Source organism: Nostoc sp. DSM 114159, from assembly GCF_053470285.1.
Genome location: NZ_JBPFEH010000001.1, coordinates 6,705,218 through 6,720,330, shown reverse-complemented (window position 1 = coordinate 6,720,330; position 15,113 = coordinate 6,705,218). Strand labels below are relative to the sequence as shown.

The window sequence follows — 15,113 nt, the reverse complement described above, 5'->3', positions numbered from 1 at the left end:
AAATGATTGTAAAAATTGGTTTTGAACTATGAAAGATACTTTAGATGCAGCAAAAATCAAAGAACGCGTTAACGATTGGCTAGCTGCGTTTAGTCCAGGCAACAAACCCTTTGATTTCTCTCTCCTAAACAATCTCTACTGGCAAGATGAACAATTCCTCGCCTTCGATACCCTCTCACCGCAGACCACTCGAATTCAAGGATGGCAATCCTATGAGAAGATATGGAAGCCCTTCATGACAGCAATAACCCAGTGGCAAGTTAAATTAGTTGGGGATATTCAGATATTTCCAGGCGATCGCATTACCGTCTCTGCTTTGCTCTTCCACAGTACGGCAACCACCATCGGGAATGAGGCGGTTGGAATTACGGCTCATGCGACGCTTGTATGGGAGAAGCGAGAAGGACAATGGCGCATTATCCACGAGCATATCTCTAACCCAGTTAACATTGCCAATTAGAGAGGAATATATTTGGATTGCCCTGCTCTTTAACGCTTTTAATCACTTTAGATATAAAATCCGAAACCCTTTCATAATCTAGCTATCAGGAGAATATCATGAGTTCCATCATCCAAACTCAACCTTTAGATGTACCCAGTGCGATCGCTAAACGTCGTGCCATCAAAACTTTTAAAACAGACCCCATCACCCCAGAACTGCTCAAGCAATTGGTAGAGTTAACCGTAGCTGCACCCAGTAGCTATAATCTCCAAGACTGGCAAATTATTCTTGTGCAAGATGAAGCGCAAAAGGCAGCACTGTCAGCGGCATCTTTTAATCAACAGCAAATTGTTCAAGCACCTGTAACCTTTGTCTTTGCCGCCGATCCTAACGCAGGCGAAAAAAACTTGGCCCCAATTCTAGAGCAGGGACTCGAAACTGGGGCATGGAATGAAGGCACAGTAAACTACTTTAAAACCGCCGTTCCGCAATTTCAATCAACGCTAGGCGACAAGCGACGCGAATATGCGATCAAAGATGCCATTATTGCCGCTACCCATTTGGTGTTAGCGGCAGAAAGTCTAGGATTGTCCACTTGTTTTATGAACGGTTGGATTGAGGATCGGGTAAAACAAGTGATTGGTGCAGGAGATAATCCAGATTTAGCGATCGCTGTTTTAGTTCCTGTGGGTTATGCAGCCGAACCACGCTTAAATCCAGGTCGTTTGCCATTTTCCTCGAACGTCTCTGTAGACAGAATCGGTAATCCTTATGCAGGGTAGCTTTCCCTAAATTGGGAATGGGGCATTGTAAGGGGCAGAGACAAGGTAGACAAGGAAGAGGGGGGAGACTTGGGAGAGACTTGCTCAATAATTTCCCCTTGTCCCCCTTGTCCCCCTTGTCCCCCTTGTCCCCCTGCCCCCTGCCCCCTACCCCCTCCACACCATGTCCTTACCCTCCTTCCTAGCGCGTCGTTCGTTCCACTATGCTTGGATCGTCGCGGGTCTAACATTCCTAGCCTTGCTGGTGGCAGCCGGAATCCGCTCTGCTCCTGGAGTTTTTATAGTTCCTCTCGAACACGAGTTTGGCTGGAGTAGAGCAACTATATCTTTGGCAATCTCCATTAACTTAATACTCTACGGATTAATTGGCCCTTTTGCTGCCACAGTCATGGAGCGAATCGGCATTCGTCGGATGATGGTATTATCACTTGCTGTCATTGCGCTTGGTGTCGGTTTAACCACTTTAATGTCAGCTTCCTGGCAGCTAGTTTTGCTGTGGGGTGTAGTTGTCGGTTGTGGTAGCGGAGTCATTGCCCTAGTTTTGGGTGCTATTGTCGTCAATCGCTGGTTTTTGGAAAAGCGGGGTTTAGTTCTGGGGATCTTAACCGCCAGTACAGCCACGGGACAACTAGTGTTTCTGCCGATGCTGGCCTCAATAGCCGATCGCTTTGGCTGGCGAACTGCGGCTCTGGCTCTGACTGGTGCAGCACTTCTAATTATTCCAGCGATCGCAGTCTTTATGCGCGATCGTCCGGCGGATGTCGGTTTGCGAGCCTTTGGCGACAACAGCGAAACTGTAGAAGTGTTACAGCCTAAAGTCAATTCCATCGCCTCCACTCTTAACGCCCTCTGGCTAGGAATGCGTAATCGAGACTTCTGGCTGTTATTTGGTAGCTTTTTTATCTGTGGCGCAAGCACAAATGGGTTAATTGGAACTCATCTAATTCCTGCTTGTATTGACCACGGTATCCCTGAAGTCAAGGCTGCTGGGCTTTTGGCAATCATGGGACTATTCGATTTTTTTGGAACTACTATGTCCGGTTGGCTATCTGACCGTTGGAATAATCGCTACTTATTGTTTTGGTACTACGGACTGCGGGGTTTATCTTTGATTTTCTTGCCCTTCAGTTTCAACTTTTCCTTTTATGGACTTTCCATTTTTGCCGTCTTCTATGGACTTGATTGGATTGCCACCGTACCACCAACAGTCCGTCTTGTTGCCAACGCCTTCGGTAAAGAAAATGTCGGCGTGATGTTCGGTTGGATTGTCGCCGGACATCAGCTTGGTGCAGCGACAGCAGCATTCGGAGCCGGAGTCTTGAGAACTTGGACGGGTAGTTATTTACAAGCGTTTATTTTATCAGGTATTCTCTGCCTGATTGCCGCAGTTTGTGTGCTGCAAATTGGTCAAACTCCCACTAAGGATAATTATCTCGTAGAGAAGAATTCGTAATGTGTGCGTAAGTATTTAGGATACAGCAACATTTTTGAGGATAGTCATCGGCCCTTGGGTTTTGAGAATCTCCATTTCTGCTGCATTTTTCACCAGCAGCGCACCAGCAAATCCTAATGAATTCACAGAGATAGATTGGAAATGCTCTTGCGATCGCGGTACGATTAACATCCATTCTCGTGTCGCTAGCAGATTGTAAGCACCAGACTGCTTGTCATCTAAACCTACAGCGTGACGCAAATTGTGATAAACTTCCAATGTTGCTTGGCCCCCTGCAAATGGCGATCGCACCCAATTGGAATTTAGTGATGCGAAAGCGTGTACAAAAGGAAGTTTTGCTGAAGTTGGGTTCGAGTTTTGAAATTGTGCTGATGTTAGTAAAGCTTCAATCGGTATTTGCAACCCTGAAGGAGCAAGTGGTAGGGGTACTAATTGTAAGTGCTTGTGTCGCTGACTAGCACCTGCGGTTTTGCTACTGTTGTAAAATGCTAAACCATCGAAATCCGCCAAACACGCCCACATAGCCGTAAAATCTTCCAGGGTGAGTAAGCTTTCTTGTTCCTCGAAACCACGGGTAATGATTAGCAGATGATCGTCTACAACATTGAATTTATTTAAAATACATACATGGGTATCGGAGATATCCGCCACAAATAAATCCTCTTCGTAGGGCAAAAAAGGATTAAACTCTTCACCAGAAGTAACAGATTGTTTTTTCTGTTTATCCTTCGCTGCTTTTTTGCGATTCAGGTTAGACAAAATCCGTACCAAAAAGCGCACGCCATCCTGTTCAACAAATTCAAATTCTGTTGGAATCGAGAGTAGCGCCCCGCATTGCAAAGCATATTCAGTTCGTTCTTTAACACTTGTCCATAAAGTGTCAGGTTTAAGTAAGATTTTCCCCTGTGCCATTTTTATTCCTTCAGGCATGATGAAGAGTAGACTTCTTGGCATTTGTCGGGAAAAGTGGAAGAGTTAAAGGGGAAAGGATGGAATTTTCCCTTCCCCTTTAACCTTTAACCTTTCCCCAACATCTTGGCATTTGTTACTTTTGTAAGATGTCTAGTGCTAAGTTTGGTAAAGAGTACGCAGCGATGTACGTCTCTACGAATGACTATATTCCAATACGGTTCAATAAAATACCAAAGCTTTCACAACAACGCAATACCTTTGCAACAAAACTGTCATAAATCATATCTACATTAGTAATACATCTAAATATCCTTCCAGACAGCAATGCAAAACGAATCTCGCGACAGAGAACACCCATCAAATAGCATTTTACATAACACTGCTGATGCCAAATATTATAAACCCTGGCGAAAAGCTGCCGCCTCTCTATCGCTGGTGCTGCTGGGATCGGGGATGACATTGGCAGGCGGCTATCTAGCTGGACACTCTCAGCAGGTGTCTGAAAATGCATCTAATTTGGCAGTAAGTCGAGTAAATGCTGCTCCTCCAATCCCAGCAGGCACAGATCCTAACTTTGTTACTCAGGTGGTGCAAAAGGTAGGGCCTGCTGTAGTGCGAATTGACTCTTCCCGAACCGTAAAAACCCAGTTACCAGATGAATTTAACGATCCACTCTTCCAACGCTTTTTTGGTTCTCAAATACCAGAACAACAGGATCGTGTAGAAAGAGGTACTGGTTCAGGTTTTATTATTAGTGCTGATGGTCGTATTCTTACCAACGCCCACGTAGTTGATGGTGCTGATACCGTAACAGTAACACTCAAGGATGGGCGTAGCTTTAAAGGAAAGGTGTTAGGAAAAGACGAGTTGACCGATGTTGCTGTTGTGAAGATTCAGGCAGACAATCTCCCGTTAGTAGCCTTGGGTAATTCAGATCAACTGCAACCCGGAGAATGGGCGATCGCGATCGGCAATCCCCTTGGATTAGATAATACAGTAACTACCGGAATCATCAGTGCCACTGGACGCAGTAGCAATCTCATCGGCGCTCCCGATAAGCGAGTAGAATATATTCAAACCGACGCCGCAATTAACCCCGGTAACTCCGGCGGGCCTTTGCTAAATTCTCGCGGCCAGGTAATTGCCATGAATACAGCCATTATTCAAGGGGCACAAGGATTAGGCTTTGCTATTCCGATCAACACAGCACAACGCATTTCCAGTCAACTAATAGCTACAGGTAAAGTAGAACATCCTTACTTGGGAATTCAAATGGTGGGGTTAACACCTCAGCTAAAACAAAGTATCAACTCAGATCCCAATAGCGGTTTGAGTGTGAATGAAGATAAAGGTGTATTAGTTGTAAAAGTTGTACCAAATTCACCAGCCGCTAAAGCAGGGATACGTGCTGGTGATGTAATCCAAACCCTTGGAGGTCAAGCAGTCACAGATGCCAGCAGTGTCCAAAGGGCAGTAGAAAATAGCCAAGTCGGAAGCGATTTACGTATGGAATTACGTCGCAATGGGCAGAATCTTAACATAGCTGTGCAACCTGGTGCTTTCCCCACCCAAACCCAAGTGCAATAAAAGTTTTGCTAGTCAATTAAGTAAAAGGGAATTTTCTGGGATGGGTATTTTACCCGTCCCTTTTTTTCAGGTGGCAAAATTGAATTGCAGTAATTGTATTGCCGTCAGATAGGCACTGCTTCAAACATCAAAATCACAATTTTCGGTATTAACAGTTCTACCTTGTAAAAATCGTTTTATTCAATAGCAGAGTCATGTTTATAATTTTTATCCATGACATTAGTCACGGTTCAACTAATGACCTTTCTCACTAGTAAATAGCTCTTTCCAACCCTAATATTTATTTGTCAAAGAGATTAATATTTGGGCAATTATTAATCTCTTTGATGTCAATATCATAAAAGGGAAGTTTGCGAATGAGTATTAAAAGAATGCTTGCTAGTGCAGCCCTGATTTTACCAATTGCTGTTACCTTTATTCCTTTTCAAGCCGACGCTCAGATCAGACGACCAGTTAGGCGATCGGTTCCAGCTAGAATAATCAGAAGACCAGTGCGATTTAGAGTTCATACCCCTGCTCAAGCAAGAAGGAGAATAGTGATTCCTGGACGTTGGGTGCAAACAAATCGTGGTCGCCGCTGGATACCTGCTCGCTATGTATATCGATAAGAAGTCTTACAATTGCAAAAAAATATTGTCCATCAATATTGATTGCAGATTTATTTTTTCATAGCTTTAGTTAACGTGAGTTCGATGAACCTCTCCCCAACCCCTCTCCGAGGCGGAGAGGGACAGAAATATTCTTAGTTGACAACAAAAAAATTAGGGTTTCAAAGCCTCTCTCCCTGTGGGGGAGAGGTTTGGAGAGGGGTTTTTAGAGCCGTCGAACTCACGTTTAGTTAGTGTTTAAAAATCCCCTTTAGAAATCATCTAAAGGGGCATTATTTCGTATTTAACATGGTTCGACGAGTGCTATTTTGACCTCTCCCTTTGGAAGAAGACCGCGCTAACTCACTACAAACCTTAATTTATGGCTAGCAATAAGTTGCAATTGAATTTTAAGCTAGAGCCACTGCTGGTTGCTTCCAGCGCCCCACCGCCTTACCAATTACTGCCAATTCTTGCATCAAGTTATCGAAACCATCTGGTGTCAGAGATTGGGGCCCGTCGGATAAAGCTTTGGCAGGATTAGGGTGAACCTCTATCATCAGGGAATCTGTACCAGCTGCGATCGCAGCCATTGCCATTGAAGGCACAAACTCAGACCAACCTACACCGTGGCTGGGGTCAATCATGATTGGCAGGTGAGTCAGCTTTCGCAACACTGGCACTACCGATAAATCCAGTGTATTTCGCGTATACTGACGGTCAAAGGTGCGTATTCCCCTTTCACACAAAATTACATTGGGATTGCCAGATGCCAGAATATACTCGGCTGCCATCAACCAATCTTCAATAGTAGCTGCCATTCCCCGCTTCAACAGAACTGGTTTCGGCTGCGCTCCCACTTTTTTGAGCAAGGAGAAATTTTGCATATTTCTTGCTCCCACCTGAATTACGTCAGCAACTTCGGCAATTTTTTCGAGGTCTACCGCATCCATCACTTCTGTAATAATACCTAGTCCGCTAACTTCCCGCGCCTTCGCTAATAAATCCAAAGCACTCTCGCCGTGTCCTTGGAAAGCATAAGGTGAAGTCCGGGGTTTGTATGCCCCTCCGCGCAAAAATGCGGCTCCAGCAGCCTTGACGCGCCGCGCTGTCTCCACAATCATTTCTTCATTTTCTACGGAGCAGGGGCCAGCAACGACTACCAAAGGCTGATGTTCGCCAAATACTACTGCTCCATCAGGAGTATTAACTACCACATCCGAAGCTTCGCCGTGGCGGTACTGACGGCTAGCTCGTTTGTAAGGCTGCTCTACCCGTAACACCTGCTCAATCCAGGGGCTAAGTTCCTGAATTTGTAGCGGATCTAAGCTGGCGGTTTCACCTACTAGACCAATAACTACTTTGTGTTGACCAACAATTTTTTCTGGAGTTAGCCCCCAGCTACTAAGTTCCTCATCAATGCGGTTTATTTCCGCCTCTGGGGAACCACTTTTCATTACTATAATCATCTGAAAGTTCCTGATTAATTAATTGAGTAAAATTTTCTGTAAATAGGCTAACTTTATTGTTGCCTATTGGCCTAATTACAAATAGTTAAAAATAAAATTTGTTTACAAAATAAACAGATAAAATGCAGCGCTCAGTCAGTATTTTTACTGCTAATTAACTAGATATTGTGTATAAAAATGGTTGTAGGATTTTAACTAGCAATGTTGAAGCGATCGAATTTCAACTTCAACATTAACTTTTTCATTTACCCAATATCACAGTTACTCAATACCTGAGCGCCGTTCATCATAAGTTTTTTTGCCGAGTTTCGCGCCAAGCTGCCACCATTCGTCCCAAATTGGTGTTGAACTCACCCAAACCCAGAAAACTTCCGACTTTTTCTTCATCCCAAGAGGCAGAGAGAACGCCATAAGTTATCCCTAAAACCCCCAAACCAAATAATCCCATGTTTACCAATAACACGGCGATGGGAGGTAGTCGGATATCAGAGTAGGCAGCAAGCAGATAGCTAACAACCAAGGCGCTAATGCCCAAAGCTGTTGGTACACCAGAGAACCCAGCTACCCGTCGGATCATCCGTTGGCTGACTACTTGGGGAATTGCCATCTCTTGTTTGGTATAAACCACTTTTTTATCAGCCTTTTTGACGGATTCTTGGGGCTGTGCTGCTGGTTTACTTTGAGCTTTTGCGGGTTTTTGGCGCTTTTTGTTCGGTTCAAAAGGCAAACGACTGCGTTCAGATTCTTCAGCAGACATAAGCGGTAGTCCTATCCACGAATACCGAGACGAGCAATCAAAGCTTGATATTTTTCCCGGCTTTCCTGCGATATGTAAGCTAGAAGACGCTTACGCTGTCCGATTAGCTTCAACAGTCCTCTTCGGGAAGAATGGTCTTTTTTATTTGCTTGGAGATGTTCGCTGAGGCGGTTAATGCGCTCAGTTAGCATAGCAACTTGGACATCGGCCGAGCCAGTGTCAGTTTCGTGAACTTGGTAGTTGGAGATTATTTCTTGTTTCCGCTGTTGCGTGAGGGCCATGGTCGATTCAGTTTCTAGTTTTTCTAAAATGTATGCAGCAGTCTCCTATAATATCACAGCCCTCAAGCTGGATGTGGAATGACCTTTATAAGAATATTTGTAATTTTTGACACCAAATGGTTAGAGGCTAACTCTCAGTATAATTAGTTTTAATCCTTAATAGGAGACTTCTAGAAAACAAATTATACCATTAAAATAATGATAATCATTTTAAGAAAGTGTGTGAAGGGGCTGCCGTCGGCAATTCCTTCACACTCTTTTTGTAGTAATTAAAATAATGACTGATTTTTGATAAATATCTAACTGAAAGTAATACTTTGGGATGGAACCTTCCCACTTTTTTTGTAGTAATTTAAATAATGAATGACTGATTATTGAATATGGTGTGAGCAGCATGAACTTCCAGCAATTTGCTAAACAAGGCTACTCGATCCTGAGACAAAACTATCTTGACACAACCTTGGAATCCACTGAATTGGAGAGGTTTCACCAAAATATAGTCTTCTTCCGTGAAGCAATGAAGAAGTTTTTTGAGCAACCAATCCCAGAAAGACTTTTGTTTAAATCCGATCAACCTAAAGATTTAAGAGTATCAGGGTATCGTTGTGGCTATTGGCCTAAAGGTGTATATCAGGATAAATATGAAGGCAAAAATTTTCCACTTGAGTACTATCACTCCCGAAATTTCTCTTCTAGTGAACACGATAACTTCTTGATTCCTGAAAATGGATTAGAGCCTAGCTGGAGAGATAACGTCGATCGGTTGCCTCATCAACAAGGCTATGAAATAGCTGGGTTTATAGATCGCCATATCCTTAAACCACTTCTGGAAAACTTAGTTATCTATTTACAACCTAACTTGCTGCCATCCTTGATTCTTCAGGTTGGATCGACATATTATCGAGATCGGGTAGTGCTAAATATACATCGAGACAAAGGCTTTCTCCAAATTATTATTGGACCTGCATCGGGGTTAAGAATTCAACCTAGTGATAGTGCTAACCCTCAACCATTAACTCTTGATATTGGAGAAATACTTATTTATACAGGTTTTCAGTTTCAGGATTATTTTGGGGGAGTTCCTGCTCTTGCCAAGGTTGAACCCCTTTTGCATGAAGTTATAGCTACTGAAGACAAAAGAATGAGTATTGTAGCTGCGGCCTTTTTGAAGATATGACGATCGCTCCTCCTATGCATAGTCTGATTTTTCACGGGAAGTCCTCAAGCCTTGAAAAAGCATGGCTTTTTCCACAGGCTAATTTTCAATAGTCCTAAATTAATGAAAATAGCTGAGGAAAAAATCAGATTAGTAAAGGTAATTGATCGGGTGGTGGTAGTGTTGTTTCAATCCCTAATAGGGATTTTAGTTGATTGCAATGCTGTGATTTATCGAGCAGTTGTTTGGAAATTCATTGAGTTTCAATCCCTAATAGGGATTTTAGTTGATTGCAATACCCATTTTTCTTGTAATCTACCCTCCCCTATTAAGTTTCAATCCCTAATAGGGATTTTAGTTGATTGCAATATCAAAGTTGACTCAACACTTACTTTTGCTGTTAGTTTCAATCCCTAATAGGGATTTTAGTTGATTGCAATTTTGGATCTCTCGCTGTAGTTCGGTTAATCGATTATTTGTTTCAATCCCTAATAGGGATTTTAGTTGATTGCAATTTTTCGGTGGGTCATTACTATCGGCTGGATTATCTGTTTCAATCCCTAATAGGGATTTTAGTTGATTGCAATCCTAACTTTTCTGCAAACAGAAATATTAATTGGGGTTTCAATCCCTAATAGGGATTTTAGTTGATTGCAATTGAATAACTCTTCTACTTGCTTGTAGACTCGTGTGTTTCAATCCCTAATAGGGATTTTAGTTGATTGCAATAATATAAGTTTCTTCGCGAACTTGAAGCTACTCGCAGTTTCAATCCCTAATAGGGATTTTAGTTGATTGCAATGCTACAGTTCCATCTGTATCCATCAACCCTTGCGTTTCAATCCCTAATAGGGATTTTAGTTGATTGCAATGCAGTCTTGGTAGATGGGCGATCGCTTTTTAATTGGTTTCAATCCCTAATAGGGATTTTAGTTGATTGCAATGCTTGCTCTAAAGCTTGCTCTTGTGCAAAGTTATTATTTGAGTTTCAATCCCTAATAGGGATTTTAGTTGATTGCAATTTTAAAGTTGCTATTTGTGCATTGATAGCATCAATGTTTCAATCCCTAATAGGGATTTTAGTTGATTGCAATCTTTGGGAAACGCCGCCGTCAATATCTAAAGCTAAGTTTCAATCCCTAATAGGGATTTTAGTTGATTGCAATGCTAACTAGTGAAGTTTTAAAGACTGCAATTTTAGCTACTCGTTTCAATCCCTAATAGGGATTTTAGTTGATTGCAATGTGCAGTTCGGAATGCTGCAACAGCGAATGAGAACGCGTTTCAATCCCTAATAGGGATTTTAGTTGATTGCAATTCAAAGGAAGAGTCCGAAGAAGTAATGCAACGGCTTATGTTTCAATCCCTAATAGGGATTTTAGTTGATTGCAATACTACCTCGCTCCCACGGTTAACAGGGAGGAGGTAGGTTTCAATCCCTAATAGGGATTTTAGTTGATTGCAATGCTAAAGTTTGGCTCGAAATAAAGGCGGAAATGTTTCAATCCCTAATAGGGATTTTAGTTGATTGCAATAATATAACTATTGAGAAATTAGTTATATGAAGTTTGTTTCAATCCCTAATAGGGATTTTAGTTGATTGCAATTCCAGATCAATCAGTAACAATCACTGACAGCAACGTTTCAATCCCTAATAGGGATTTTAGTTGATTGCAATCTAAATGAAGTCCGCGAGATTGGGGCAATCATAGTCGTTTCAATCCCTAATAGGGATTTTAGTTGATTGCAATGTGTGTACGAGTGCCAAACCGGGAATAATTCACCTGTTTCAATCCCTAATAGGGATTTTAGTTGATTGCAATTGCTAGTCCATCCTCCTGGTTGCAATGGATTAGTGTTTCAATCCCTAATAGGGATTTTAGTTGATTGCAATGATAACCTCTCCCCGCTGGTACGAGATGAGCACCGTCTTGGGTTTCAATCCCTAATAGGGATTTTAGTTGATTGCAATTGCTAATTTCGTGGCCGGTACAGATTTTGGAGAGGTTTCAATCCCTAATAGGGATTTTAGTTGATTGCAATTATTCCTCAAGCTTGGAAAGACCATTTTCCTTTTGTTTCAATCCCTAATAGGGATTTTAGTTGATTGCAATAGTATTAGGAAGCAAGAACGCACAAAATGCGGTAAGTTTCAATCCCTAATAGGGATTTTAGTTGATTGCAATGATAACCAAACTCCAGTTTCTTAATCACACGTTTCAATCCCTAATAGGGATTTTAGTTGATTGCAATCAAGTTACAAGCGATACTCAAAAATCTGCCCCCCGTTTCAATCCCTAATAGGGATTTTAGTTGATTGCAATTCCTCTCATCGTAAAGGTCTTCGGCTTTTTGTCCGTTTCAATCCCTAATAGGGATTTTAGTTGATTGCAATCCCATTAGGTTTACTCCTGGGAATAAGTGCTAATCTCGTTTCAATCCCTAATAGGGATTTTAGTTGATTGCAATAGCAGGCGTCTGAAAGACTTGTGTTATTTGGTTTTCAAGGTTCAATAGCGCGAATGCAAAAATCATAACATAAGGAGTGGCAATTGTGCTAAATGTAAATAGCTGAAACTCAGTCTACATAAGGTGCGCGGATGGTTTGAAGATGCTACAGCCCTCAAAACCTTGCATATAGGGCAATTCAGCTATTTTTGTATTCCCCCCTTCTCCAACACCTACCCATCCGCGCATTTAGTTAAAAAACTAATCCGATTGAAAAGCTGTTTACTATAGATATCCCAAGATATCCCACTCAACTAGGTCAGATGGCTTTAAGATGATGCCTATACTTAGGCAATTCCAGCATCCCCATAACTAAGCTTATTTGGCAACGTCTTCAAAGTCTGTTATCGCATAAGCAAATTCTCTAAAAGCTGTTTTAATCAGAACCTCTTTTGTTCCTCTTTCTAGGGAAGAGTTGCGGATGAGGTCTGTTAATTCTATGAACAATAGAGAAAACATAAAACGATCTTGGCGGTCAACTTGTTTCAAGCAAGACGATATAAACTGATAAAGCTCTGTTTTTCTGGGTTTGGTTTGTTCATCCCATATTTGCAAACCAAGCCGAAAAGTTCTCAAGCGGATTTCATTGGTGTTGAAGGACGCGTCTTTGTAGCGGACTGATACGCGTTGGGGTAGTTCCATGAGTTTTAGCTATACATATTCAATGTAAAGTAATTATTCACTTATATTTTGGCTCAACCGGAAAAATCTGATATTTTGCACCAATTGCAACAGCCACCATCGGTTAGAAACGAATGACTGGCGTAGAATATATGAAATTTTGTAGGGTAGTACAGCAGTTCTACCCTACGATCGCCAATTTAGAGGATACCCCAGAAATGGAGTAGCCCTTGACCAGAAAAAGCTTCAATCAAAATCGCAGAGACAAAACCAATCATTGCAAGCCGACCGTTCCAATTTTCACTCTGAGGAGTGAAGCCAAAACGCACAGCATTAGGATCTTCTGAAACAATAGACGCAGAATTCTTCAAATCTGACATGAGCATAACTCCAAAATTCAAGTGTTGTAGCAGTTATAACTGTCTGTAAAGTAATGTAACAGATGTTCAAAAAAATGCAAGATTGAGTGAATTAGGACTTACTCACTCTCTATGAATTCTTTGTCTATGAGACGCTGCGTGATGTTGATGATAACAGCGAATTAGTGCAAGAAAATTGGACTATTAGCTTGAGTATAGATAATGATTTTGGCGATTTTTGATGGTTAAAGCGCTTTTCAAATGGATCGATTTTTCTCCTAAAGGACTTCCAAAAAATAAATTATCCATTTTGTGGGGTGGGCAACATGAGCGCCCTAAATTTGGGACGGGTGGGGACACCCATCCCACAAGAAAATTTGGGATGTTTTTTTATTTGGAAGTCCGCCCCTACTATGGGATATTTTTTTAACTGGAAGTCCCTTAAAGTTACGCTGGATAAATCCGTAATCTTCTATTTGGTTCTTCGCCAAAACTATGCGACTTGAGGCGATAATGTTCTACCAACTCATGTTGCATTTTGCGAACTTGGGGAGAACGTGGCAATAACTCGACTGGCTGTCCTTTAGGAATCACAATTTGCTCAACGGCAAGTCTAGCTTCTTCAAGAGCATCCATCTCATCATCGCTACCATTGTGCAAAAACAATTGTAGTTCTCGATCGTCGGCCATCTCTGGGTCGTCAATATTCAGCAACCGCCGCAAACCACGGGTAATTTGCGGAATGGTGCTGGACTTAATCATGTGAATGGGTACATGACGAGCTTTGGCCATTTGGCGTAATTTGGCGTGGTTTTTGACGTGCGATCGCAGTGCTAAAATTGCATCAGCACTATCTATATCTTTTGTCAATACTACGGGCAAAGTTAGCACGCTAATCACCTGTTCCAGTTGGTGGCGGCTCACCCCATAAGGGTAAACGTGCAATGGCAAATCTTCACCATTCGGCCCTGGGTGTCTAGTAACAGCATCGAAATCAATGCTCTCAGAATAGTTGAAGGATTCATCCAGCAAACGGTCAAACTCACTGCGCCCAGTTACCCGCTCTACAGGCAATTGGGGTAGTGCAACCATTTGTCCAGATGAACGCCAGCCATTAGACGGTCGCGCCGGTGGGAAAGAATCCTCCACTGTTCCTAGCTGTCCACCACGACCGTTGACAACAGCTAACTGACGTGTAACTGCAATTTTGCCGTGGTCATCAACGGTTCTGGTTTGTGGAGTAGGTTGACGCCCCCGCAACAGATTATCCACGGTGTCAGCAACACTTTCGTGTACTGTCCAGCGTTGGCGTTCCAACATTTCCACCGCAATTTCAAAGGTAGGTGGGGCTTTGCGCTCCAAAACAGTCTTTTGAGAGCCTCGCCGTCTGGCTTCATCGTCTCCCAAGGTCACAGCTTGGATACCCCCAACTAAATCAGCCAGGGTGGGGTTTTTAATCAGGTTTTCGATCTGATTACCGTGGGCAGTACCTACCAACTGTACGCCCCGTTCCGCAATGGTACGAGCTGCTAAAGCTTCCAGTTCCGTGCCAATTTCATCAATGACAATGACTTCTGGCATGTGGTTTTCTACTGCCTCAATCATCACCTGATGCTGTTCGTTTGGATGAGCTACTTGCATCCGTCGAGCGCGACCAATGGCGGGGTGGGCAACATCACCATCCCCAGCGATTTCGTTGGAAGTGTCAATAATCACTACTCGCTTTTGCAAATCGTCCGCTAAAACACGGGCAATTTCCCGTAAGGCGGTAGTTTTACCCACGCCTGGACGCCCCAGCATGAGAATCGATTTACCAGTTTCTACCAAATCGCGGATCATGCCAATGGTTCCGAATACGGCTCGACCAACGCGACAGGTCAAGCCAATAATCTTACCAGTGCGGTTGCGAATAGCGCTGATCCGATGCAAAGTTTGCTCAATTCCTGCCCGATTATCTCCGCCAAAGATTCCGACTCGTTGAATGCAATCATCTATTTGTTCTTGAGTAACGGGTACTTCGCTCAAATACTCAGCTTGATTAGGAAAGCGAGCCTCTGGGCGACGACCCAAATCCAAGACCACTTCTACTAAACTATCTCGTTTGGGATGACTCTCTAGTACTTGTTGCAGGTCTTGGGGCAAAATGTCTAATAACTTTTGGAGATCGTCTGTAATCGTCATGCGTTCTATGGTGACGTT

13 protein-coding genes and 1 CRISPR repeat array are annotated in these 15,113 nt (G+C 42.7%); of the genes, 6 read left to right on the top strand and 7 right to left on the bottom strand.

Annotation, left to right across the window (positions count from 1 at the left end; all coding sequences use genetic code 11):
• Positions 1-28 precede the first annotated feature (28 nt).
• The 3 genes from ACR5KR_RS28390 (at position 29) to ACR5KR_RS28380 (ending at position 2,677) form a co-directional block, all read left to right on the top strand.
• On the top strand, positions 29-460 hold the full coding sequence (locus tag ACR5KR_RS28390) for a YybH family protein (protein WP_445628564.1): 432 nt from the start codon (positions 29-31) through the stop codon (positions 458-460).
• A gap of 98 nt (positions 461-558) precedes the next feature.
• On the top strand, positions 559-1,224 hold the full coding sequence (locus ACR5KR_RS28385) for a nitroreductase family protein (protein WP_445628563.1): 666 nt from the start codon (positions 559-561) through the stop codon (positions 1,222-1,224).
• Positions 1,225-1,387: 163 nt separating this feature from the next.
• A complete protein-coding gene (locus tag ACR5KR_RS28380) occupies positions 1,388-2,677 on the top strand; it encodes an MFS transporter (RefSeq protein WP_448268818.1) in 1,290 nt (429 codons plus the stop codon).
• A 15-nt stretch (positions 2,678-2,692) separates the two neighbouring features.
• Here the strand turns inward: ACR5KR_RS28380 and ACR5KR_RS28375 are convergent, their stop codons facing one another.
• Positions 2,693-3,589: an ATP adenylyltransferase family protein gene (locus ACR5KR_RS28375; protein WP_448270360.1), complete on the bottom strand. Its 897-nt coding sequence runs from the start codon at positions 3,587-3,589 to the stop codon at positions 2,693-2,695.
• 324 nt (positions 3,590-3,913) lie between these two features.
• On the opposite strand from ACR5KR_RS28375, the gene ACR5KR_RS28370 reads away from it, so the two are divergent.
• Both ACR5KR_RS28370 and ACR5KR_RS28365 read left to right on the top strand, forming a co-directional pair.
• A complete protein-coding gene (locus ACR5KR_RS28370) occupies positions 3,914-5,176 on the top strand; it encodes an HhoA/HhoB/HtrA family serine endopeptidase (protein ID WP_445628557.1) in 1,263 nt (420 codons plus the stop codon).
• Positions 5,177-5,532: 356 nt separating this feature from the next.
• The gene (locus ACR5KR_RS28365; RefSeq protein WP_445628556.1) at positions 5,533-5,784 is read left to right on the top strand and encodes a hypothetical protein; all 252 of its coding nucleotides are present in this window, start codon (positions 5,533-5,535) and stop codon (positions 5,782-5,784) included.
• A gap of 389 nt (positions 5,785-6,173) precedes the next feature.
• Here ACR5KR_RS28365 and aroF read toward each other — a convergent pair whose 3' ends face one another.
• The 3 genes from aroF to rpsO form a co-directional block, all read right to left on the bottom strand.
• Positions 6,174-7,232, bottom strand: a complete 1,059-nt coding sequence (aroF, locus tag ACR5KR_RS28360) for a 3-deoxy-7-phosphoheptulonate synthase (RefSeq protein WP_445628555.1) — start codon at positions 7,230-7,232, stop codon at positions 6,174-6,176.
• A 286-nt stretch (positions 7,233-7,518) separates the two neighbouring features.
• Complete coding sequence (locus tag ACR5KR_RS28355) at positions 7,519-7,989, bottom strand: photosystem II biosynthesis protein (protein WP_448268817.1); 471 nt, start codon at positions 7,987-7,989, stop codon at positions 7,519-7,521.
• An 11-nt stretch (positions 7,990-8,000) separates the two neighbouring features.
• Positions 8,001-8,270 (bottom strand): 30S ribosomal protein S15, encoded by a 270-nt coding sequence (rpsO, locus tag ACR5KR_RS28350; protein ID WP_322693329.1) that lies wholly within the window; start codon positions 8,268-8,270, stop codon positions 8,001-8,003.
• A gap of 394 nt (positions 8,271-8,664) precedes the next feature.
• Between rpsO and ACR5KR_RS28345 the strand changes: the two genes are divergently transcribed.
• Positions 8,665-9,447, top strand: coding sequence for a hypothetical protein (locus ACR5KR_RS28345; RefSeq protein WP_445628554.1), 783 nt, complete (start codon positions 8,665-8,667; stop codon positions 9,445-9,447).
• Between the two features lie 164 nt (positions 9,448-9,611).
• Positions 9,612-11,895: a CRISPR direct-repeat array (repeat unit 37 nt; unit sequence GTTTCAATCCCTAATAGGGATTTTAGTTGATTGCAAT).
• Between the two features lie 357 nt (positions 11,896-12,252).
• Here ACR5KR_RS28345 and ACR5KR_RS28340 read toward each other — a convergent pair.
• From ACR5KR_RS28340 to ACR5KR_RS28330, 3 genes are all read right to left on the bottom strand, one after another.
• Positions 12,253-12,576 carry a hypothetical protein gene (locus ACR5KR_RS28340; protein ID WP_194046858.1) on the bottom strand — a complete coding sequence of 108 codons (324 nt, stop codon included), beginning with the start codon at positions 12,574-12,576 and terminating at the stop codon, positions 12,253-12,255.
• 179 nt (positions 12,577-12,755) lie between these two features.
• Positions 12,756-12,935, bottom strand: coding sequence for a chlorophyll a/b-binding protein (locus ACR5KR_RS28335; protein ID WP_322693332.1), 180 nt, complete (start codon positions 12,933-12,935; stop codon positions 12,756-12,758).
• 426 nt (positions 12,936-13,361) lie between these two features.
• Positions 13,362-15,095, bottom strand: a complete 1,734-nt coding sequence (locus tag ACR5KR_RS28330; RefSeq protein ID WP_322693385.1) for a R3H domain-containing nucleic acid-binding protein — start codon at positions 15,093-15,095, stop codon at positions 13,362-13,364.
• Positions 15,096-15,113 lie beyond the last annotated feature (18 nt).

Coding starts and splice junctions, on each gene's coding strand:
- ACR5KR_RS28390 (WP_445628564.1), top strand. CDS start 29: ATGAAAGATACTTTAGATGCAGCAAAAATCAAAGAACGCGTTAACGAT.
- ACR5KR_RS28385 (WP_445628563.1), top strand. CDS start 559: ATGAGTTCCATCATCCAAACTCAACCTTTAGATGTACCCAGTGCGATC.
- ACR5KR_RS28380 (WP_448268818.1), top strand. CDS start 1,388: ATGTCCTTACCCTCCTTCCTAGCGCGTCGTTCGTTCCACTATGCTTGG.
- ACR5KR_RS28375 (WP_448270360.1), bottom strand. CDS start 3,589: ATGGCACAGGGGAAAATCTTACTTAAACCTGACACTTTATGGACAAGT.
- ACR5KR_RS28370 (WP_445628557.1), top strand. CDS start 3,914: ATGCAAAACGAATCTCGCGACAGAGAACACCCATCAAATAGCATTTTA.
- ACR5KR_RS28365 (WP_445628556.1), top strand. CDS start 5,533: ATGAGTATTAAAAGAATGCTTGCTAGTGCAGCCCTGATTTTACCAATT.
- aroF (WP_445628555.1), bottom strand. CDS start 7,232: ATGATTATAGTAATGAAAAGTGGTTCCCCAGAGGCGGAAATAAACCGC.
- ACR5KR_RS28355 (WP_448268817.1), bottom strand. CDS start 7,989: ATGTCTGCTGAAGAATCTGAACGCAGTCGTTTGCCTTTTGAACCGAAC.
- rpsO (WP_322693329.1), bottom strand. CDS start 8,270: ATGGCCCTCACGCAACAGCGGAAACAAGAAATAATCTCCAACTACCAA.
- ACR5KR_RS28345 (WP_445628554.1), top strand. CDS start 8,665: ATGAACTTCCAGCAATTTGCTAAACAAGGCTACTCGATCCTGAGACAA.
- ACR5KR_RS28340 (WP_194046858.1), bottom strand. CDS start 12,576: ATGGAACTACCCCAACGCGTATCAGTCCGCTACAAAGACGCGTCCTTC.
- ACR5KR_RS28335 (WP_322693332.1), bottom strand. CDS start 12,935: ATGTCAGATTTGAAGAATTCTGCGTCTATTGTTTCAGAAGATCCTAAT.
- ACR5KR_RS28330 (WP_322693385.1), bottom strand. CDS start 15,095: ATGACGATTACAGACGATCTCCAAAAGTTATTAGACATTTTGCCCCAA.